Here is a 19,411-nt window from a genome sequence, read left to right on the forward strand (position 1 = left end):
AGATTCGTTCTTCTATGGAAATTGTATTTTATTACATCCAGGAAGAACTACATATCGAAGTCTACCCATTAGGTGGGAAGTATACGTATAAATTAGATGAATTAGGAAAATTATTCGAGACAAAATTTAATATGACATTAATTACAATTCAAAATGATTACGCAGACCACACAACATATATTTTATCTAAGAATAACAATTTCGCTTTAGATTCTAACGACTATTGGAGTTGAGTAACATATCATTTATACCTCTCGATAAAAATAAGAATTTTGAATTCGAAACTAAACAAATAGGTGCTATTATTCAGGCTCCTACTGGACAAGGTAAAACTCGGTTTCTATCTTATTTAATTCTTTCAGCTGCGAAAATTGGTGCAGATATTTATTTAATAGATGGGAAAAGGTCGGATTTATTTGCCTTGAGATTTGCATTTAACGAGGTTGATCGAAATTCACATATAGCTTCAACGCCAAATCAAACATGCAAATTATTACGAGAGTTAAATGAAAGAATGAACCTTCGATATGAAATATATTTTTCTACAGAAAGCTCTACCGTTGGTTCAAATTTCACTACCTATAAACTTAGACCCATTTTTTTATTCTTTGACGAATTAATTGCAACTATGGGAGAAAACAAAAAAATTGGTAAAGAAATCGAATCGTTATTAATACAAATAATGCTTAAAGGTCGCGCAGCTGGGATATTCGCTATACTCTCTTCTCAGAGGTTTTCAGCAGAAGTTCTATCAACAACAATTCGCGAAAATGCTGGGATGAGGGTTGCACTAGGAAGAATGTCTAAAGATAGTTACCGAATGGTTTTCGGTGATTTTTATGAAGAACTGCCATCTGCTGAAAAAGGGATAGGTAAAGGTTACATATTCTTAGATGGTCTCGGTTGGAGTACTCCTAGAGCTTTTCAAACACCTTTGTTGGATACAAATAAAGTAGATGTTAAAGAGCTATTAAATAAATTTCTTTATGATAATTCTCACAATTATAAAGATGAATCTTGTGAATAGTATACAACCCTTTTCGAGTGCTCAACTGATAATTATTAAAATCCTTGCGCAAGCAAAAGGATAGGCGGAGCCGGTTTAATGATTGTCTGTTTAGTGCAACCACGAAGCAATGCGGAGTGGAAGGTCTTTTAAACTTAATTCCCCCGTTAGTAACACGGGGGAAATGAACTCAATCGTTCTTTCTTTAAACCCTTGATGTTACTTGGTTAATCACGATTTTGAAATCCCGAATATTTGGGAAAATTAAATTAAAAGGAGCCTTTATAATGGCAAAATTAAAATTAGCAGCAACAAATAAAATTTCCCTAACAGATGGTACAGACCAAGATTTATCAGTTCTTAAATTTGACTTAAATCAATTTAAATTACCTCAAAACTTCGTAGCACTTGCAAAAGAAATCACTACAAAAGCAGAAAAAGAACGTACTTCCCTTGGCGAAGTTGTTGAAACAGGTAAAGTAACTATTTTATTCAAGGTATATGACCGTTCTTTAGTTGAACTAGCTGTAGCAAATCAATTAAGTGAATTCGGCGCCCCTATTACTATTACAGTTGAAAGTCAAGATTTGTTACCTATTTTAGATAAGTTTGAACAAGATGAATTTATTCCAATGACTTTTGAAAATATTACTGTAACACCTAAGAAAGTTCAAAAAAAATCTTTTTCAAATGGTTCAATGGTGGATACTTGGCAATTTGCTGAGTTAAAGGTCTCTGCAAAAAATTATAAAATTATTTAATGGATAAAGACTTTGCAAATTCCTGCCTGATTGATTGGTTAAGGTTTTCCATTACAGACATTAATCCTAAGTTTGTTGCTGAGAATGTATTAGGTATTCCATTTTGTGAGTTTGATCAAGAAGGGAAAGCTAGTCCTTTTCCTTCTTATCACATTCGCTACTGTTTCGCTAATATTGAAATTCATACTAGCGAAAAACATTCTAACGTTTTAGTTAATTTATCTGGAAAAGCTTGTAGACAGTACGAGAAATATATGTCACAAAACACTGGATGGCATTGGCATTCTTTTATTAAAACCATTGTATTTTTTGAAGCTAATATATCTAGAATTGATTTAGCACTAGATATCTTTGACGATTCTTCTCCTAGTGTTAGGAAAATTCAAGATTACGTCAAACGTGGGCAACTTTCTTCACGATCTCAAACCTTTAAAGAAATTAATAGTGGACGTATCTTAGACGGTGTTTTAACTGGATTTACTTTATACATAGGTAACCACCCACAAATGTTACGCATTTATGATAAAAAACAAGAAATCAGAGACAACACAGATGAAATTTTAAATATAAAAAAATGGGTTCGATGGGAATTAGAGCTTGGTGATTCTAAAGCCAAAGAAGTATGCAATTATATTTCTGATGGCAAACCGTTAAATGTCATAGTGAAAGGTATTTTAGCAAGTCATTACTCATTTAAAACCCAACCAAAAGGCAAAAAAGACTTTCATAACAAATCTCGGTGGAACAATATGAAATGGTGGGATGAATTTATTAAAGATATCCCTAAAATACCATTACGAGTGACAAAGGCAAAAACTACGTTAAAAGAAAAAAAGCTTTGGATTGAAAAATCTACAACAAAATCTAGGGCTATGATTTATGAAGTTTATAAACGTGCTTTTGGTGTGGAATTTGCCGATGCTTATTTACGTGAAGAGCTTAATATTGGGCAATCTAAATTTACGGATTTAGATCAATCTATGATTACTCAACGCGTAAACGAATTATTAGGTGATGATGAAATTTAGGAGTGTTTTAACTTGAATGTAATTAGTAAAGACGAATTAATCGCAATTGGTTATACAAAATGCACTGCACAAGGAATCATTCGTGAAGCTAAAGCTTTAATGGTTAAGCGTGGTTATAACTTTTATAACAATAAACGTTTAGGGCGCGTTCCTAAAGAAGCAGTTGAAGAGATTACAGGATTAAAATTTTTCGACACAAAGGGTTGATGTTAATGGCAAAAATCACTGGTGTCTATAAAGATAAAAAGTCTGGGAAATGGTACTACTCCGTTTCCCTCGGCTTTGATGCCGTGACGGGTAAACGCATTCGTAAAGTACGAAGGGGCTTTAATTCTCAAAAAGAGGCGTACGAAGCCAAAATCGCAGAATTAAAAGATGCTCAAGATATGGGACAGTTTTCAAATAGTAGTATGGATTACACTACATTTTTGGAACAACTATTCATTCCCGAATATAAATCGAAAGTACAAATAACAACTTTTGAAAATCGATTGCCTGTTCTAAAAAAGATTATGAAACACTTCGGGAAAAAGAAAATCGATAACATAACAAATTTAGATATTCAGATTTGGAAAAACAGTTTGACCGAACAACATTCTCAAAATTATTCTAGGATGGTTTACGGTCTCTTTTCTCAAACTTTAGAAAAAGCTGTTAGTCTAGGAATGATTAAAAATAATCGCGCTAAACAAGTTGGAACTGTTCCAAAAGAAAAAGTTAAAGTAGAGTTTTGGACAAAAGAAGAATTTGAAAAAGTACTATCTACATTTAATTTAGATGACTATTATGAGCATTATTCATTCGTAATTGTTTGGTTATATTTTATGACAGGATTACGAGTAAATGAAGCCACTGCATTAAGGTGGAAAGAAGAGATCGACTTGGATAAAGGAACACTCACAGTCACCCATTCTTTACGACTTAAAAACAGAAATGACTGGAGCTTAGGACCAACTAAAACGAAAGCTGCACTAAGAACAATTGCAATTGATACTGACACGATTTCAATTTTACAGGCTTGGAAAACACGCCAAGTAGATTTTGGTGATATCAAATTAGTTCTATCTTATGACGGTTCTCCAACATGGAAATCAACGGTAGCGCGAATTATTACTAGGCATGCAAAATTAGCTGGTGTAAAACCAATTCAAGCTAAAGGCTTACGCCATTCTCATGCATCATTTTTAATTAATGAATATAATGCTAATCCTTTGGTTATCAAGGATCGTTTAGGGCATGAGGATATTAAAACTACTCTTAGTACGTATTCACACCTTTATCCTAATGTAAATTTTGAAATAGCTAAAAACATGAGTGGTAAAATTCAGTACAAAACATCAGCAGCAAAGAAAACAAAGTTCCTAGGTAACCAATCATTTAAATATTAAAGTACTTCCTTTATTACTTTAACTTCATCTTTAAAGAAAAAAATAATTATATTTAGAAATTTTTTTCTTTATGAATTCTAATAACCGCCGAATAGGTTTTTTCAATTTATTTGTGGTAACTTGTTTCTTTACTACACTGAATACCTCTTGAAATTGAGATTTAAAAATAATAACTAAGAATGTATCAAATGCAATATTTACTATTAAATATATAAGTATTCTCCATTCCTCAATGGAGAATGCTGTAGTTATACTTTCTATTGATGAATATGATAAAAGTCCTGTTAGTAATATCGTCAATAGAGGTCCTACTAATGTAGCTCTATATATCGCTTTCTCTTTTTTTAATACTAAAACTTTTTCAATTTGGGTTTTTCTTTCATGAATAACTTTAAAATTCAAATAACCTTCACATTTTTCCAAAATAAAATTTCGTAATCTCATTAAAGATTCGTAATGATAAAATGACTTATAATAATTATCAATATAAGCTTCTGTTTCTAGTATCTGATTATCTAACAATTTCCACATAGGCATATTAATATCCCATTGTGTGTAATTTACTAAATCTGTTTGCATCTTCTCTATCAAAATATCTTCAATTGCAGTTATATTTGATTCTAAAGTAATTCTATAAATTTGCTCTGTATCAAATATACCCTCCTTCAAATCATCTTTACTAACACCATTAAATAGTAATTGGTCTTCCGCATCTTTTTCAAAGTTTTTACCTAAACACGAAATTAACCTGTCATAGTTAGCATATAAATTATAATTTTGAGAATATCTATATACTTGTTTTTCTAGTATTTCACTACATATTTCCTCAGACTGTAATTGATGTTTAAAAATCGGTGCAAATAAAATTCTATATATCCCTTCATTAAACGATTTAGAATTTTTTACTTTAAAGTACTCTGGTCTATATGAATAGTCTATTAGTGTTAAATGCTTTAGTCCATAACTAATGGCGTTATCTAGCCCCAAAAACTCCTTATAATAATCTACATATCTATATATCATATCGCTATAAGAGATATTTTTTATACTCTCCTTCTCTATTTTCTCAGGAAACAGAATTTCATCAAAAGTTATATCCCACTTATCTCCACTCAATCGAAAAACATCTACATCTTCTATAAACAATGAAAAATGTATTATAATTTTCCCATTCTTATATATCGTTAACATAATAGTGGGAATATAAACTTCATTTGAATTTAAAATTTCAGGAGGGCGAATTATAAACCTATTCTTAGTATCTTTACTCTGGTTACCAGTGTAAAACCTCTCCATATTAAGTAACTTCGCTAGTCTCTCTAGAGCTAATAATTGAGTGTTAAGGAGCCTGTCTTCCCCATCATGAGATACTAATAGCTGTGTACCCGAGGAAGTTATCTCTATTTTTTCAGGTAGCTTAATACTTTTCTTTAAGATGGGAGAAATTATTTCACCTTTTTCATTTGCTTTTTTACATAATTCAAACCTTTCTTCTATTTCTTTCTCAAAATTTTCATGGAAATTTATTTTATAATCTGCACTTTCAATAGAGATTCTTAAAGGATCCTTAACAATTTTATGAATATAATCTATAAATAAATCTTTTTCTAATATTTCATCTGAAGATAGAACATAAAAATAATCTAAGTAGCCACTATTAATTTTCATTCTTCTTCCCCTTTGTTATTTTAACAACTAAATTTTTTTAAATTTAGCATATCATTAAAGAACTACACTTTAAAGCAAGGCTAGAAATTAAATATATCAACTTTTATTTTAGCTTAATTTTTAATATAAATTGATTATTGGTATCAAATTAGGTATCACCAAACAAAAAAGCTCAGCAAAAACCCTATTAAATAAGGCTCTACTAAGCTTTTTAGGTTGTTATTTAACTATTCCCACTCAATCGTTGCTGGTGGCTTAGAAGTAATGTCATACAGCACGCGGTTTACGTGCTTCACTTCGTTGACGATACGTACAGAAATCTTCTCCAGTACATCGTAAGGGATACGCGCCCAGTCAGATGTCATGCCGTCGATTGATGTTACACCGCGGATACCTACTGCGTAATCATACGTACGGCCATCGCCCATTACACCTACTGAACGGATATCAGGTAATACAGCGAAGTATTGCCAAATGTCGCGTTCAAGACCAGCTTTTTTAATTTCTTCGCGAAGGATGTAGTCTGCTTCACGAACGATTTCCAATTTTTCTTCTGTTACTTCACCAAGTACACGGATACCTAATCCAGGGCCTGGGAAAGGTTGACGCCATACTACCTCTTCAGGTAGACCTAATTCAAGACCTAAAGCGCGCACTTCGTCTTTGAATAGTGTATTTAACGGTTCGATTAATTCAAATTTCATATCTTCCGGTAAACCACCAACATTGTGGTGAGATTTAATTGTTTGGGCAGTTGCTGTACCAGATTCAATAATATCTGTGTAAAGCGTACCTTGCGCTAAGAAATCCATATCTTTTAGCTTTGATGATTCTTCATCAAATACGTAGATAAACTCGTTACCGATAATTTTACGTTTTTGCTCAGGGTCAGAAACACCGGCAAGTTTATTCATGAAACGTTCACGAGCATCGATTTTGATCAGTTTCATATCGAAGTCCTCTGTGAAAGTTTTCATAACTTGCTCAACTTCGCCTTTACGGTTTAAGTTGTGGTCCACGAACATACAAGTTAATTGGTCACCGATTGCTTTGTGGATTAACACTGCTACTACAGATGAATCAACTCCGCCTGATAATGCACAAAGTACTTGCTTGTCTCCAACTTGCTCACGGATTTTCGCAATTTCGATTTCAATGAAGTTTGCCATAGACCAGTCGCCTTTTGCTTCACAAACATTGAATACGAAGTTTTTCAGTAAATCATTTCCGTATACAGAGTGGCGTACTTCCGGGTGGAATTGTACTGCATAAAATTTACGAGAAGCATCAGCCATTGCTGCAATCGAACATGCCGGGCTTGTCGCAATTACTTCAAAACCTTCTGGTACCGCTGTTACATGGTCACCATGGCTCATCCATACAACTTGATCTTTTGGTAATTCCGCAAATAATTTATTATCCGAAGTAATGTTAATTTCAGCTTTCCCGTATTCACGAGTTGCCGCGCCTTCCACTTTACCGCCATGTGTGTGGGCCATTAACTGCATGCCATAACAAATGCCTAAAATCGGTAAACCCAATTCAAAAATCGCTGGATCTACATGAAATGCCGATTCATCATATACAGAGTTTGGACCGCCTGAGAATACGATACCTACAGCATTCATTTCTTTAATTTCTTCAGCAGTGATCGTATGTGGATGTAATTCCGAGAATACACCGAATTCACGAATACGACGAGTGATTAATTGGTTGAACTGACTACCGAAATCAAGAACGACAATCTTTTCTTGCTCTTTTAACATAGGAGTTGACACTATTTCCACCTCTTCTAATTTTTTGCGGCCTATATTAAGAAAAAAACGCGTAAGAAAATAATTTCTACGCGTTCATATTTCATCTCTTCTTCAAGTGGGTATAACTATCCCTTAAAAGGATATAGTGAGACCCACCGTCATAGATAAGTTATTTAGGGTAACTTAGTAGAAACATCTGGACCATATTACCAGACTTATATGAAGGCACAATACTATTTATTTTTCTAAATTTTACTCTTTCATCGAATTAAAATCAACCACTCGTGCGATTGATTAAATATTCCCAAATTTCTTTCATTTCATTTGTGTTCATTTGATCGGTCTGTTTAGCGTAAATAAGACGCTCATAAAACGCCGTCAACTCACTCATTTTCGTTGTATCCAACTGTCGATCGACACGCATAGCAAACTGTTGCAGCGTTTCATCTTGCCCTCGTTTTAAATGAATGCGCTCCAGTTGTTTCAACAATACAAAGTACGCTTCTTCAAATGTTGCCGCTTTGTCTAATTTTGAACGGTTCATTTGGACAGCCAGTTTCGGTTGCCATTGTCCGCGTTTTTTCCAAGCGATAATTAAGCCAATTACAACAAGTGCCAATAATACGTACAGCACCAATTTAAATTTCGACCAGTCTATTCCACTTGTACTGTTAGTTGATTGCTTAGGTGTATCTTGCTCTTCCAACTCCGGCTTTGGTGCTTCCGGTTCTTCCATTTCAGGTAACTGTTCTTCTTCCGGAGCTTCAAAATCCACATCATAGTTAATATTCATCGGATTGCTAAACCCAATTGTCGGCTCAAACGGCATCCAGCCAATACCATCAATATACGCTTCAACCCACGAATGGGCATCATTATTCGTCACCTGATAAGTAAACATACCGTCTTGTGAACCAACTCGTTCTCCACTTGAAAAACCTTTTACCCAACGTGCCTGAATCCCTATCGAACGAAGCATGACAACCATTGAAGTAGAAAAGTTATCACAATAGCCAAGCTTTGTTTCAAATAAAAACTGATCTACATAATCTTGGTCCGCTGCTGGCACTTGTACATTCGTCGTTTCATATTGAAAACCACTACGCGCAAAATAACCTTCTATTGCCCGCGCCTTGTCATATACACTGTCGTACGTATCCGTAATTTCATGCGCTAAATCGGTTACACGCTGCGGCAAATTATCCGGAAGCTGTAAATAGCGCGGATTATTTTCAGTTGAGGATAATGTTTCTTTCAGAGCTACGTAACTATATTCCGGCTGCTGAAAGGTCATTTCGTATGATGCAGGCGCTATCACATCACTATTGATAAGCGGCAAAATTTTCTCATTGCCTGTATTATATCTCAAACCGGTATGCATCCCATTTAAATCATAAGAAGTAACTCCATAGGCCTGTAACAGAAACAAATATTCTTCACTTATAGCCTGTACTTCCACCGACTGGGGTTCTTCGCTTCCAGGTTCGATTGAAAGCGTCAGTGGATCTGATAACAGAAGCGTGTACTGCACTGACTCATCCATCGATTGCTCCCAACCTTTAGAAGTATAAACATCCTTCGTCTCCACACGCCAATATTGGCGGATCGGCGTTTTTATTTCATAGATAAGCGTATTGTCACCTGCAAACGGTCCACCCAGTCGCTCATCATTTTCCCCATAACCAACTGTCGCAACCGACTGACTCCCATTACCTCCAATACCCGCAATGCTTTTTACATACGGCACCGGATCCGACCATTGCGGCTCTGCTTTCGGCATAAGTGTTGCAACAATACCTGCCATCATGACAAAAATAATAATCGGAGTTGCATACTTCAAGTAGTTCATCCAGTCTTTTTGCATTTCCGCTGCCTGCATAAGCCGTTTTATAAACAGCAAAGATGTAAGCACAAGACCTAGCAGCATTACTTTTATAATCGCCGCTGTGCCATCGTATTCAGTAAAAGTATCGAGCGTCCCGATGAAAAATACTGTAAGTAACAGGAAATAGTAGATGCTATAGCGCACACTTACCCAATGCTGAATTAGATAAATCAGCATCCAAATCAGTATGAAAAACAGACTTGTCCGGAATGGGTCACTTACATAAATCCACTCACCCGCAAGTAGTATATCCAAATTATATTTCATTTCTTCCGATAAAAATTGCATCGTCATCAATGTCTCATCTTTATACACACTGACAATGAACCACGTAATGTAAGCCAATTTAATAAGCCAGTTAATAATAAAAGGCAGTGAAAAGATACCCAGAATTAAACAAAGCCCTATGAATAATACAAACTGCATAAAGTAGCCGGTGTTCGTCAACTCTATAACAGGTATTAGCCATTCTCGTAAAATCAGAAAAACAATAAAGTAAAAAATCGCGAGTTCTATTTTTTCGGCTGTGCTGCGTCTCATGCGTGCTTCACCTCCGAATATGTTCGCTGCAGCTCGTCCATCCCGATATAATGCACTTCATTATTTTGGCTTATATGCGGCACCGGATCTTTCTGGTCACTTACAACAAAGCATATAATTTTACGCGCATATTTCGTTCCGGCATTCAGTACTTCTTGCAGTTCCGGAGTCATTTCACCTGTCATGATGACAACAACGGAGCGGCTCATCATTTTCTGTTCTTCAAATAACAGACGTTCGACACCAAACTGCGCATCCGGTTCGACCGTCGCCAAATGCTGCAGCACCTTTTCATATTGTTTGCCCGTTTTAATTACGGGCGTAAAATAGCGGTCAACCCCAACACTTAAGAACGAAACATCGCCCTGTTTTTTTACAATTTTATTTATATAAGACGCCGTGTAATCGACAACATCACCGAAGTTCTTCTGTACTGCACGATCGATCAGCACAAATGTATTTTGTGATTTTTGATCTTCAAATTCCTTCGTTCGCAGTTCACCATTTTTCGCAAAGGATTTCCAGTGAATCCAGGAAAAGCGGTCACCCGGTACGTATTCGCGGACCCCTGTCGCAACCGTTGTATCCTTGATTAAAGAGTAGCGGGATTGGCTTGTCCCTTGGTCGTATTGCATTCCAATCGGCAATAATTTGACGTCGGATACTTTCGGATATACTAAAAATAACTGCGGGTGATTTATTACAACATTCCTTATTGTCCACCCAAAAAAGTCCGTACATGTAAACAGCAATCCTCTAAAATGATGCTCTCCGCGTTTTAACTCTTTCAATTCATAAGTCCACTTAAACTCGCGTTTCCAACCAACTAAAAATAGTTTCGTTACATTTCCGTTTGGTTTTTCAAAATGTTCTTCCCTCATCGGGAGTTCTCGGACCATCATGAAAACAAACGGAAACCAGCTCGTATTCCGGAATGTTACGGTAACTTGTACATTGCTCCCACGTTCAATTCGGTCCTTCGATAAAGTACGGGATATTTCTTTAAAACGAATCGGTATAATCGCCAGTAAAATTGAATAGACCAAAAACGGTAGAATCGTAAAGAAAACAAACCAGCTTACAAAGCCCCCTTGGAACATTGCATAGCAATACGTAATAATGAGCAACGAAACAACGGTAATTAAACGCCCGCCATGCTTCAGAAACTGCTTAATTCCCTTCATTACGGTATATACCTTTTCACAGGAACATGGACATTACGAAGAACACTTTCAATCACTCGTTCTTCCGTAATCCCTTCATAGCGTGTTTCTGGTTTTAAAATAATTCGGTGGCCGAATACAAATTTCGCTAAATATTGTATATCATCCGGGATGACATAATCTCTTCCCTTCATAAAGGCATAACTTTGCGCGGCACGCATTAATGCGATGGAAGCACGGGGACTTACACCTAAATACACATTTTCGTGATGACGTGTATGCTGTGCGATTGACACGATATATTCTTTAATATTATTTTCTACATGTACTTGTTTTACTTGTTCTCTTAAATCGTTCAACTGCTCAATTGTTAAGACCGGGAAAAGATCATCAATTGGAACCGATCTTTCGGCACGATTTAACACTTCAATTTCCTCTTCCTTTGTCGGATAGCCCATTTTTATTTTCAGTAAAAAACGGTCCAGTTGTGCTTCCGGAAGCGGGTATGTCCCTTCATACTCAATCGGGTTTTGTGTTGCCATTACAAAAAACGGTTTCGGCAGTTGAATTGTTTCACCGTCTACCGTAATTGAACCTTCTTCCATACTTTCCAACAAAGCGGCCTGTGTCTTTGGTGAAGTACGGTTAATTTCGTCCGCTAACACAATATTGCCGACAATCGGCCCCGGACGGAACTCAAACTGCAATGTTTTTGGATTATATATAGAAACACCTATTACATCAGATGGTAGTAAATCCGGTGTAAATTGAATACGTTTAAAGCTTGCTCCCAAAGACTTTGAAAGCGCACGTACCATCATCGTTTTCCCAACGCCCGGCACGTCTTCCAGTAATACATGCCCTCCTGCTAATAGTGAAACAATACTTAGCTCGGCAATCTCTCTTTTACCTATCATTACCTTTTCAATATTTCTGATTATTCCTTCGATCTGCTCATTCATAATAGTCCTCCCACTTGAATTCGTTGCATCTTTGGCATGTAGTTTAAGCATAACGAAAACAAAATGCGAGCACAACTAGTTTCCCTTTAAAATGGAAAATCACCCCACTTCATCAAAAAGAAGTAAGGTGATTTTTATGTTCTAATGTGTATTATTGTTTCCAGAAATCATCGAAAATTGTAATCGGCATATGACGTTTATGCATCGAGCGCAAGTAATGTCCTTCAAGCTTTTCACGTGCCTGTTCCGGTATTTCCTTGCCCTCCAAATAATCATCAATTTGCTCGTACGTAACACCAAGCGCTACTTCATCCGGCAATGCAGGACGATTTTCCTCTAAATCTGCAGTCGGAACTTTTTCATATAAATGTACCGGACAGTTTAAATGTTTTAATATCGCACGACCTTGACGTTTATTTAAACGGAAAATCGGCATTAAATCGGTACCACCATCACCATACTTCGTATAGAAGCCTGTTACCGCTTCTGCACCATGGTCCGTGCCAAGTACGACACCATCATTTGATGCTGCAATCGAATATTGTACTTTCATTCGTTCACGCGCTTTTTCATTCCCTTTTGCGAAATCACTCAGCGTAATCCCCGCTTCTGAAAGTGCATTTACACTTGCATCTACAGCATTTTTAATGTTAACTGTATACACTTTTGTAGGCTGAATGAAATCGAGTGCATCCTGGCAATCTTTTTCATCGAATTGCTTGCCATAAGGTAATCTTACCGCCCAGAACGAGTAAACGGACGATCCCGCTTCTTCATTTAGTTCATCGACAGCCATTTGTGCAAGCTTACCCGTTAATGTTGAGTCTTGCCCACCGCTAATACCGAGAACAAATCCTTTTAAGAAAGGATGATGCTTTGCGTATTCCTTTAAAAAATCAATAGACTTACGGATTTCCTGTTCTACATCGATTGTCGGCTGTACTTTTAACTCTTCAATAATTTGTTTTTGCAACATAGACAATGTCCTCACTCCTTATCGTTCTTCGAGTTCTGTTACCATATCGCGCACTTCCTGTATATTGCGCATTTTATTATCCCAGCATTTTTGACTTAAATCGACCGGGTATTCCTCGGGATTTAACGAACGTTTATATTCATCCCAAAGTAAATCCAAGTTGTCGAACGCATACTGACGGATTTCCATTAAGGTTGGATTTTTGTAAACAATCTCACCTTTGTCAATCACTTTGCGGTGCAATTCCTTTGCCTCAAAGTTCGTTACGAATTTTGAGATAAATGTATGCACCGGATGGAACATTTTAATTCGTTCTTCAGCAGCAGGGTTTTCATCAGCCATTGCAATGTAGTCCCCTTCTGATTTCCCGCTTTTCTTATTAATAATCCGGTAAACTCTTTTTAAACCAGGTGTCGTTACTTTTTCGGCATTAGCTGAAATTTTGATCGTATCTTCCATTTCACCATGATCATTTTCAATGGAAACCATTTTATAGACAGCACCTAGAGCTGGCTGGTCATATGCAGTAATGAGTTTTGTTCCAATTCCCCACATATCCACTCGGGCACCTTGCGCTTTTAAGTTTAAGATTGTATATTCATCCAAGTCATTTGAAACGATAATTTTCGCATCAGGGAACCCTGCTTCATCAAGCATTCGGCGTGATTCCTTTGAAAGGAAGGCAATATCTCCGCTGTCCAAACGAATTCCGATAAAATTAATTTTATCGCCAAGTTCTTTCGCTACTTGGATTGCCGTCGGAACACCTGACTTTAATGTATTGTACGTATCAACTAAAAACACACAGTCTTTATGACGCTTTGCATAGGAATGGAATGCATCATAATCGTTTTTATATGCTTGAACCAATGCATGCGCATGTGTACCCGATACAGGAATATTAAACAGCTTCCCTGCTCTTACGTTTGAAGTAGATTCAAAACCGCCAATTACTGCGGCACGAGCTCCCCAAACAGCTGCATCCATTTCTTGCGCGCGGCGTGTACCGAATTCCATCGCAATTTCCTTATGGACAACTTGCTTAATACGGCTCGCTTTTGTCGCGATCAGCGTTTGGTAATTTACGATATTCAATAGCGCTGTTTCAATCAGCTGCGCTTCCACTAGCGGCGCTTCAATTCTCACAATCGGTTCATTCGCGAAAACAAGTTCACCTTCCTCCATCGAATACACGGAACCCGTAAAACGAATCGTTTTTAAGTATTCGATAAAATCCTCTTTATAATGAAGTTCATCTCGTAAATATGCGATATCGGTTTCACTGAATCGAAAGTCTTTCAAATAATTCAGCATGCGCTCCAATCCAGCAAAAATTGCATAGCCGTTCCCGAACGGCAATTGTCTGAAATACAACTCAAATACAGCTTTCCGGTTATGCATTCCGTCTGCCCAATAGCTTTCCGCCATATTAATTTGATATAAATCGGTATGCAAAGCAAGACTACCATCTACATACTTTTCGTTCATCGTAAGTTCCCTTCTTCCAAAACATAATTTAGTCATAGTATACACCATCTTCAATTAATTCGAAGTATGAAGATTCTTTCTTCCATGTTACGTACTTTTACATGGCAGTTAATTTTGCTTTGCTGGTAATATAGTTTTCCCCAATTGACTAAATTAAAAACGTTTTGAAAATTTCTCCAGGTAGTCTAATCCCTGGATTTCACCTGTTCAACAAAACCTAACCACTCCCTCTTTTTTACATTATCTAACAATTAGATTAAACCAATCGAAAATACATGTTAATTTTCCTAACATTAGTTATTGATTTATCCAAAAATTCAATTTATCATGTTAGATAACATAACACAAGGAGTTGTTGAGCATGAAAAAAATTGAAGCAATAATTCGACCTGAGGTGTTTGCACAAGTTCGAGAGGGGTTAGCTCTTGAAGGAATTGATGGATTAAGTATTTCCGAGATTGCCGGAGCTGGGCGACAAGAAGGGAAAATCGGATTGTTTCGCGGAAACTCTTTCTCAATGGAATTTTCGCAAAAGCTCAAGCTCGAAATGGTTGTTGACAACGCAAAGGTACAACCGATCATCGATGTATTATTGCGTGAAGCTTCTACAGGTGAAGTTGGTGACGGTAAGATCTTTATTTACCCTGTAGAGCAGGCGATTCGTATACGCACAAAAGAGCTTGGCTCAATTGCAATTGACTAAAAAAATATTCCTAAAAGGAGGAGTTTTTAATGACGAATGAAGCATTGGAATTATCGATTAACTTAGTTTGGGTAATGCTTGGGGCATTTTTCGTATTCTTCATGCATGCGGGATTCGCGATGGTAGAAGCAGGGTTTACACGTTCTAAAAACGCCGTCAATATTTTAATGAAAAACATTTTAACAATTTCAATCGGAGGCCTTGTTTACTTCGCTGTCGGATATGCCATTATGTTCGGTGAAAGCTCAGGCGGATTGATCGGCACTTCCGGTTTTGCATTAAGCGGTGTTGATGATATCGCATTCTTCGTATTCCAGGCAATGTTCGCCGCAACATGTGCAACAATCATTTCTGGTGCTGTTGCTGAACGTACAAATATTATGGCCTATATGGCATTGGTCGTTATCATGACAGCAGTTATTTATCCGGTTGTCGGCCACTGGGTATGGCAAGGTGATGGCTGGTTAACTTCTTTAGGCTTCGTCGATTTCGCCGGCTCAACTGTTGTACATTTAACTGGCGCAGTTGGAGCTCTAGTTGTCGCAGCAATCATTGGTCCTCGTATCGGGAAGTATGCTAAAGGTGTTGTAAATGTTATTCCTGGTCATTCCATTCCACTTGGCGCATTAGGTGTTTTCATCCTTTGGTTAGGTTGGTACGGCTTTAATGGTGCATCAACATTGGCAGCAGATCCGGCATTAGTTCCTGGCGTTATTGCAAATACTTTCTTATCAGCATCTGCCGGTGTAATTGCTACTGCATTTTATACACGTCTTCGTTATGGCTTTATCGATGGTTCTTTAACATTAAACGGTGCTTTAGCTGGTTTAGTAAGTATTACTGCCGGTGCTGCTAACTTAAGCATTGTCGGATCTATTATTGCAGGTGCTGTTGGTGGCGTTGTGTTAGTAGAAGCGGTCCGCTTTATTGAGCATAAACTAAAAGTGGATGATCCTGTTGGTGCTGTTGCTGTACATGGTGTAGCAGGTATTTGGGGTACGTTAGCAGTCGGATTATTCGATACTGCTGGTGGTGGTCTATTTTACGGCGGTGGTGCTGAATTACTAGGCGTGCAGGCATTAGGTGTTGTCGCAGTAGTTGCATGGACTGCAAGTACTGTTGCCATCGCAACATATATTATTAAAGCATTTATCCCTCTACGCGTTACACATGAAGAGGAAGTCCAAGGTTTGGATATTGCAGAGCATGGCGCATACGCTTATGAAATGCAGGAAACATTTAAAGGTCTTACAAAATCAAATGACAGTTTTGCCCAACGTCTAACGAACTTAGGAAAAGTTCCTACTCCTTCAAACGTACAAGATAGCGGGTCTAAAACTAAAACCGGGTTCCCGAATTCTTTAAGCTCTTCCAAGAGCTAAAGCGAAATGTGTGCCCCCTTCCCCCACACATTTTCGAACCATTCTTTCAATAAATTATGAACTGAACAAGGAGCTGTTCTGAAAGTTTTTCAGACAGCTCCTTGTTATTTTGCTTTCTTTACTCAATAGGATTATCCTAATATATAGAAATTGATAGTGAAGGAGCAACATATGATAGAACAAGCTATTCACTTTAACAATGTAGCGTTTGAAGTGAATCAATCAAAAATTATTCATCCTTTAACCTCCAGTTTTTTTAAAGGAAAAATTACAACTTTAATCGGTCCTTCCGGTGCCGGAAAGACAACATTGCTTAAACTCTGTAATGGGCTCATCTCTGCAACATCCGGTACGATTTTTATTAACGGACAACCAATGCAGTCATATGAACCAACTACTTTAAGAAGGATTGTCGGTATTGCACTTCAATCTGCCCCAATTTTAAAATCAACTGTATATGAAAATTTAGCATTACCAAGAAAGCTCCAGCATCAGGAACTTTCAAAAGAAGAGGCGTTCCAGTATTTAAACGACGTCGGATTAAATGAAGATTTCCTTATGCGTGAGGCCAACGATTTATCTGGTGGACAAAAACAAAAACTGTCCATTGCACGAACATTAGTCAATAAATCGGACATTTTGCTTCTTGATGAAATTACTTCAGCACTTGATCCCAAATCAGTTCGAGAAATTGAGCAATTGATTGTTGAGTTAAACAGACGTTTTGGAACGACAATTATTTGGATTACCCATAATATCGAACAAGCCAAAAAACTTGGTCACTATACTTGGCTCTTAAAAAATGGCGAGCTGATTGAGGCATCGGAAACAGAAAAGTTCTTTACCTCCGCAAACCCTATTGTCCAGCAATTTTTGGCAAGGGGGAATGATGTGTGAGCTATACTTCGCTATCGCTGACATTAATATTCGTACTGATTCCGCTTATTTTATCGAAAACATTGAAACTCGGCCTTGAGCGCGACACAATCATCGCAACTGTGCGTTCTGTAGTACAGCTGCTTGCCGTCGGGTATTTGCTTCATTTTATATTCGAATCGGAAAGCATGCTCTATATGGTGTTGATGATTTCGCTAATTATTTTAGCTGCTACGTTAAATGCGCGTAAAAAAGGGGAAAACATTCGAGGTATCACTTGGAAATTAATCATTACCTTTATGACGGTCGAAGCTGTCGTAATGGGAGTTTTGCTCGGCCTGCAAATTATGCCGGCTACACCAAATTATATCATTCCGATCAGCGGAATGATGATTGGCAACTCAATGGTATTATCCATCCTATTTTTAAATCGCTTTAAATCGGAAGTCGAAGCAAACGAGCACTTAATAGAGCTTATTTTGTCACTTGGCGGTACACCAAAACAGGCCATTCATCAGCAACTGATGAATGCGATCAAAGCAAGCATGATTCCTACAATCGAATCGCAAAAAACAATCGGACTTGTACAACTGCCCGGCATCATGAGCGGTCAAATTATCGGCGGTTCCAGTCCCATTGAAGCCGTACAGTTTCAAATACTGATTATATTTGCCCTTTTGACATGTGCTACGCTTTCTTCTACTATTTTAGGCTTTTTAGTGTATCCTACATTATTTAATAATCGTATGCAGAAGATTAAAATGGGTGCAAATTAAAGCAGCTGTTCGTAATCTACGAAAATAGCACTATGGTATAATTTTAAGTAAATGACGAATTTTAAGGAGATGTTTTTATGGCATTACGTGATTTTTTCATTTCATTATCTGAAAACCAAACTCTTAACAATGCAGCTCAGCAATACGGTTTAAAGTTGGGCGCACAAAGCGTTGTTGCAGGGACAACGATCGAAGAAGTAATCGAAAGTATTCGTAAATTAAACGAGCAAGGAATTTCTTGCACTGTTGATAATTTAGGCGAATACGTTACGGATGAATCAGAAGCAACGCAAGCGAAAGAAGAAATTTTAGCTATGATCGAAGCCATTCAGGTTGAAGAATTGGATGCACACATTTCCTTGAAACCTTCACAGCTGGGGTTGGATATCGACATCGATTTCTGCTATGACAATTTATATGAAATTGTGGAACGCGCCCATGAATACGGAATTTTCGTCAATTTTGATATGGAAGATTATAAGCGACTTCAGCCGTCATTCGATATGTTGGAGGAACTTGCAAAATCATTCGATAATGTAGGAACAGTCATTCAAGCATACTTCCACCGCGCAAAGGACGATATTGAAAACTTCAAAGATTTCCGTCTACGGGTTGTAAAGGGTGCTTATAAAGAATCGGAAGAAGTAGCTTACCAGGATAAACTTGATATTGATATCAACTTTATCGAGCTGATTGAATATCATTTGGCGCACGGAAATTTTACATCGATTGCCACACATGACCATAATATTATTAAGCATGTGAAGTATTACGTTGAGCAATATGATATTCCGAAAGAAAAATTTGAGTTCCAAATGCTTTACGGATTCCGGAAAGACTTGCAGCTGGAACTTGCACGCGAAGGCTATCAAGTATGCGTATATGTTCCATACGGCAAAGACTGGTACGGCTATTTCATGCGTCGCTTAGCAGAACGTCCACAAAACATCAGTCTAGTCACTAAACAAGTATTTAACAAAAAGACAAATACTCTACTGGCAGTAGCAGCAGGCGCATACCTCCTCGGACGATTAACGAAAAAGAAATAAAGG

General features: G+C 37.3%; 18 protein-coding genes and 1 riboswitch. Of the genes, 11 read left to right on the plus strand and 7 right to left on the minus strand.

Annotated features, from left to right (window positions below):
- Nucleotides 1-14: 14 nt before the first annotated feature.
- The 6 genes from B5473_RS20365 (at nt 15) to B5473_RS00405 (ending at nt 4,183) form a co-directional block, all read left to right on the plus strand.
- The gene (locus B5473_RS20365) at nt 15-233 is read left to right on the plus strand and encodes a hypothetical protein (protein WP_139377665.1); all 219 of its coding nucleotides are present in this window, start codon (nt 15-17) and stop codon (nt 231-233) included.
- Nucleotides 230-1,027, plus strand: coding sequence for a cell division protein FtsK (locus B5473_RS00385; protein WP_254865205.1), 798 nt, complete (start codon nt 230-232; stop codon nt 1,025-1,027). Before B5473_RS20365 ends, B5473_RS00385 begins: the two co-directional genes overlap by 4 nt.
- 266 nt (nt 1,028-1,293) lie before the next feature.
- Nucleotides 1,294-1,767: a hypothetical protein gene (locus B5473_RS00390; RefSeq protein WP_079523162.1), complete on the plus strand. Its 474-nt coding sequence runs from the start codon at nt 1,294-1,296 to the stop codon at nt 1,765-1,767.
- Entirely contained in the window at nt 1,767-2,795 is a 1,029-nt protein-coding gene (locus B5473_RS00395) for a replication initiation factor domain-containing protein (protein WP_079523163.1), read from the plus strand. Before B5473_RS00390 ends, B5473_RS00395 begins: the two co-directional genes overlap by 1 nt.
- A gap of 12 nt (nt 2,796-2,807) precedes the next feature.
- Nucleotides 2,808-3,002 (plus strand): DUF3173 domain-containing protein, encoded by a 195-nt coding sequence (locus B5473_RS00400; RefSeq protein WP_079523164.1) that lies wholly within the window; start codon nt 2,808-2,810, stop codon nt 3,000-3,002.
- A gap of 5 nt (nt 3,003-3,007) precedes the next feature.
- Nucleotides 3,008-4,183, plus strand: a complete 1,176-nt coding sequence (locus tag B5473_RS00405; RefSeq protein ID WP_176141983.1) for a site-specific integrase — start codon at nt 3,008-3,010, stop codon at nt 4,181-4,183.
- A gap of 30 nt (nt 4,184-4,213) precedes the next feature.
- Here B5473_RS00405 and B5473_RS00410 read toward each other — a convergent pair whose 3' ends face one another.
- The 7 genes from B5473_RS00410 to B5473_RS00440 all read right to left on the minus strand — a co-directional run bounded on the left by B5473_RS00410 (nt 4,214) and on the right by B5473_RS00440 (nt 14,622).
- Nucleotides 4,214-5,851 carry a hypothetical protein gene (locus tag B5473_RS00410; RefSeq protein ID WP_079523166.1) on the minus strand — a complete coding sequence of 546 codons (1,638 nt, stop codon included), beginning with the start codon at nt 5,849-5,851 and terminating at the stop codon, nt 4,214-4,216.
- Nucleotides 5,852-6,078: 227 nt separating this feature from the next.
- Nucleotides 6,079-7,617 carry a glutamine-hydrolyzing GMP synthase gene (guaA, locus tag B5473_RS00415; RefSeq protein ID WP_176141986.1) on the minus strand — a complete coding sequence of 513 codons (1,539 nt, stop codon included), beginning with the start codon at nt 7,615-7,617 and terminating at the stop codon, nt 6,079-6,081.
- A 132-nt stretch (nt 7,618-7,749) separates the two neighbouring features.
- A riboswitch (purine riboswitch) is annotated at nt 7,750-7,851 on the minus strand.
- A gap of 31 nt (nt 7,852-7,882) precedes the next feature.
- On the minus strand, nt 7,883-10,033 hold the full coding sequence (locus B5473_RS00420) for a DUF4129 domain-containing transglutaminase family protein (protein ID WP_079523167.1): 2,151 nt from the start codon (nt 10,031-10,033) through the stop codon (nt 7,883-7,885).
- Nucleotides 10,030-11,217 carry a DUF58 domain-containing protein gene (locus tag B5473_RS00425; protein WP_079523168.1) on the minus strand — a complete coding sequence of 396 codons (1,188 nt, stop codon included), beginning with the start codon at nt 11,215-11,217 and terminating at the stop codon, nt 10,030-10,032. Before B5473_RS00425 ends, B5473_RS00420 begins: the two co-directional genes overlap by 4 nt.
- Nucleotides 11,217-12,158: an AAA family ATPase gene (locus B5473_RS00430; protein WP_079523169.1), complete on the minus strand. Its 942-nt coding sequence runs from the start codon at nt 12,156-12,158 to the stop codon at nt 11,217-11,219. Before B5473_RS00430 ends, B5473_RS00425 begins: the two co-directional genes overlap by 1 nt.
- Nucleotides 12,159-12,309: 151 nt before the next feature.
- The gene (nadE, locus tag B5473_RS00435) at nt 12,310-13,134 is read right to left on the minus strand and encodes an ammonia-dependent NAD(+) synthetase (RefSeq protein WP_079523200.1); all 825 of its coding nucleotides are present in this window, start codon (nt 13,132-13,134) and stop codon (nt 12,310-12,312) included.
- 18 nt (nt 13,135-13,152) lie between these two features.
- Nucleotides 13,153-14,622 (minus strand): nicotinate phosphoribosyltransferase, encoded by a 1,470-nt coding sequence (locus B5473_RS00440; protein WP_079523170.1) that lies wholly within the window; start codon nt 14,620-14,622, stop codon nt 13,153-13,155.
- Nucleotides 14,623-14,983: 361 nt separating this feature from the next.
- Here B5473_RS00440 and B5473_RS00445 point away from each other — a divergent pair, with 361 nt between their 5' ends.
- The 5 genes from B5473_RS00445 to B5473_RS00465 all read left to right on the plus strand — a co-directional run bounded on the left by B5473_RS00445 (nt 14,984) and on the right by B5473_RS00465 (nt 19,408).
- Complete coding sequence (locus B5473_RS00445; RefSeq protein ID WP_079523171.1) at nt 14,984-15,325, plus strand: P-II family nitrogen regulator; 342 nt, start codon at nt 14,984-14,986, stop codon at nt 15,323-15,325.
- 29 nt (nt 15,326-15,354) lie between these two features.
- Complete coding sequence (locus B5473_RS00450; protein WP_079523172.1) at nt 15,355-16,707, plus strand: ammonium transporter; 1,353 nt, start codon at nt 15,355-15,357, stop codon at nt 16,705-16,707.
- A gap of 171 nt (nt 16,708-16,878) precedes the next feature.
- Complete coding sequence (locus tag B5473_RS00455) at nt 16,879-17,604, plus strand: ABC transporter ATP-binding protein (RefSeq protein WP_079523173.1); 726 nt, start codon at nt 16,879-16,881, stop codon at nt 17,602-17,604.
- Nucleotides 17,601-18,359, plus strand: a complete 759-nt coding sequence (locus B5473_RS00460; protein WP_079523174.1) for an ABC transporter permease — start codon at nt 17,601-17,603, stop codon at nt 18,357-18,359. The genes B5473_RS00455 and B5473_RS00460 overlap by 4 nt, the downstream gene beginning before the upstream one ends.
- Before the next feature lie 77 nt (nt 18,360-18,436).
- The gene (locus B5473_RS00465) at nt 18,437-19,408 is read left to right on the plus strand and encodes a proline dehydrogenase family protein (RefSeq protein WP_079523175.1); all 972 of its coding nucleotides are present in this window, start codon (nt 18,437-18,439) and stop codon (nt 19,406-19,408) included.
- Nucleotides 19,409-19,411 lie beyond the last annotated feature (3 nt).

Source organism: Solibacillus isronensis, from assembly GCF_900168685.1.
GTDB classification, from domain to species: Bacteria; Bacillota; Bacilli; order Bacillales_A; family Planococcaceae; genus Solibacillus; species Solibacillus isronensis_A.

What these genes read in the sequence shown, in the direction of transcription:
- B5473_RS20365 (WP_139377665.1), top strand. Translation starts at nt 15, where the DNA reads ATGGAAATTGTATTTTATTACATCCAGGAAGAACTACATATCGAAGTC.
- B5473_RS00390 (WP_079523162.1), top strand. Translation starts at nt 1,294, where the DNA reads ATGGCAAAATTAAAATTAGCAGCAACAAATAAAATTTCCCTAACAGAT.
- B5473_RS00395 (WP_079523163.1), top strand. Translation starts at nt 1,767, where the DNA reads ATGGATAAAGACTTTGCAAATTCCTGCCTGATTGATTGGTTAAGGTTT.
- B5473_RS00405 (WP_176141983.1), top strand. Translation starts at nt 3,008, where the DNA reads ATGGCAAAAATCACTGGTGTCTATAAAGATAAAAAGTCTGGGAAATGG.
- B5473_RS00410 (WP_079523166.1), bottom strand. Translation starts at nt 5,851, where the DNA reads ATGAAAATTAATAGTGGCTACTTAGATTATTTTTATGTTCTATCTTCA.
- guaA (WP_176141986.1), bottom strand. Translation starts at nt 7,617, where the DNA reads ATGTTAAAAGAGCAAGAAAAGATTGTCGTTCTTGATTTCGGTAGTCAG.
- B5473_RS00420 (WP_079523167.1), bottom strand. Translation starts at nt 10,033, where the DNA reads ATGAGACGCAGCACAGCCGAAAAAATAGAACTCGCGATTTTTTACTTT.
- B5473_RS00425 (WP_079523168.1), bottom strand. Translation starts at nt 11,217, where the DNA reads ATGAAGGGAATTAAGCAGTTTCTGAAGCATGGCGGGCGTTTAATTACC.
- B5473_RS00430 (WP_079523169.1), bottom strand. Translation starts at nt 12,158, where the DNA reads ATGAATGAGCAGATCGAAGGAATAATCAGAAATATTGAAAAGGTAATG.
- nadE (WP_079523200.1), bottom strand. Translation starts at nt 13,134, where the DNA reads ATGTTGCAAAAACAAATTATTGAAGAGTTAAAAGTACAGCCGACAATC.
- B5473_RS00440 (WP_079523170.1), bottom strand. Translation starts at nt 14,622, where the DNA reads ATGAACGAAAAGTATGTAGATGGTAGTCTTGCTTTGCATACCGATTTA.
- B5473_RS00445 (WP_079523171.1), top strand. Translation starts at nt 14,984, where the DNA reads ATGAAAAAAATTGAAGCAATAATTCGACCTGAGGTGTTTGCACAAGTT.
- B5473_RS00450 (WP_079523172.1), top strand. Translation starts at nt 15,355, where the DNA reads ATGACGAATGAAGCATTGGAATTATCGATTAACTTAGTTTGGGTAATG.
- B5473_RS00455 (WP_079523173.1), top strand. Translation starts at nt 16,879, where the DNA reads ATGATAGAACAAGCTATTCACTTTAACAATGTAGCGTTTGAAGTGAAT.
- B5473_RS00465 (WP_079523175.1), top strand. Translation starts at nt 18,437, where the DNA reads ATGGCATTACGTGATTTTTTCATTTCATTATCTGAAAACCAAACTCTT.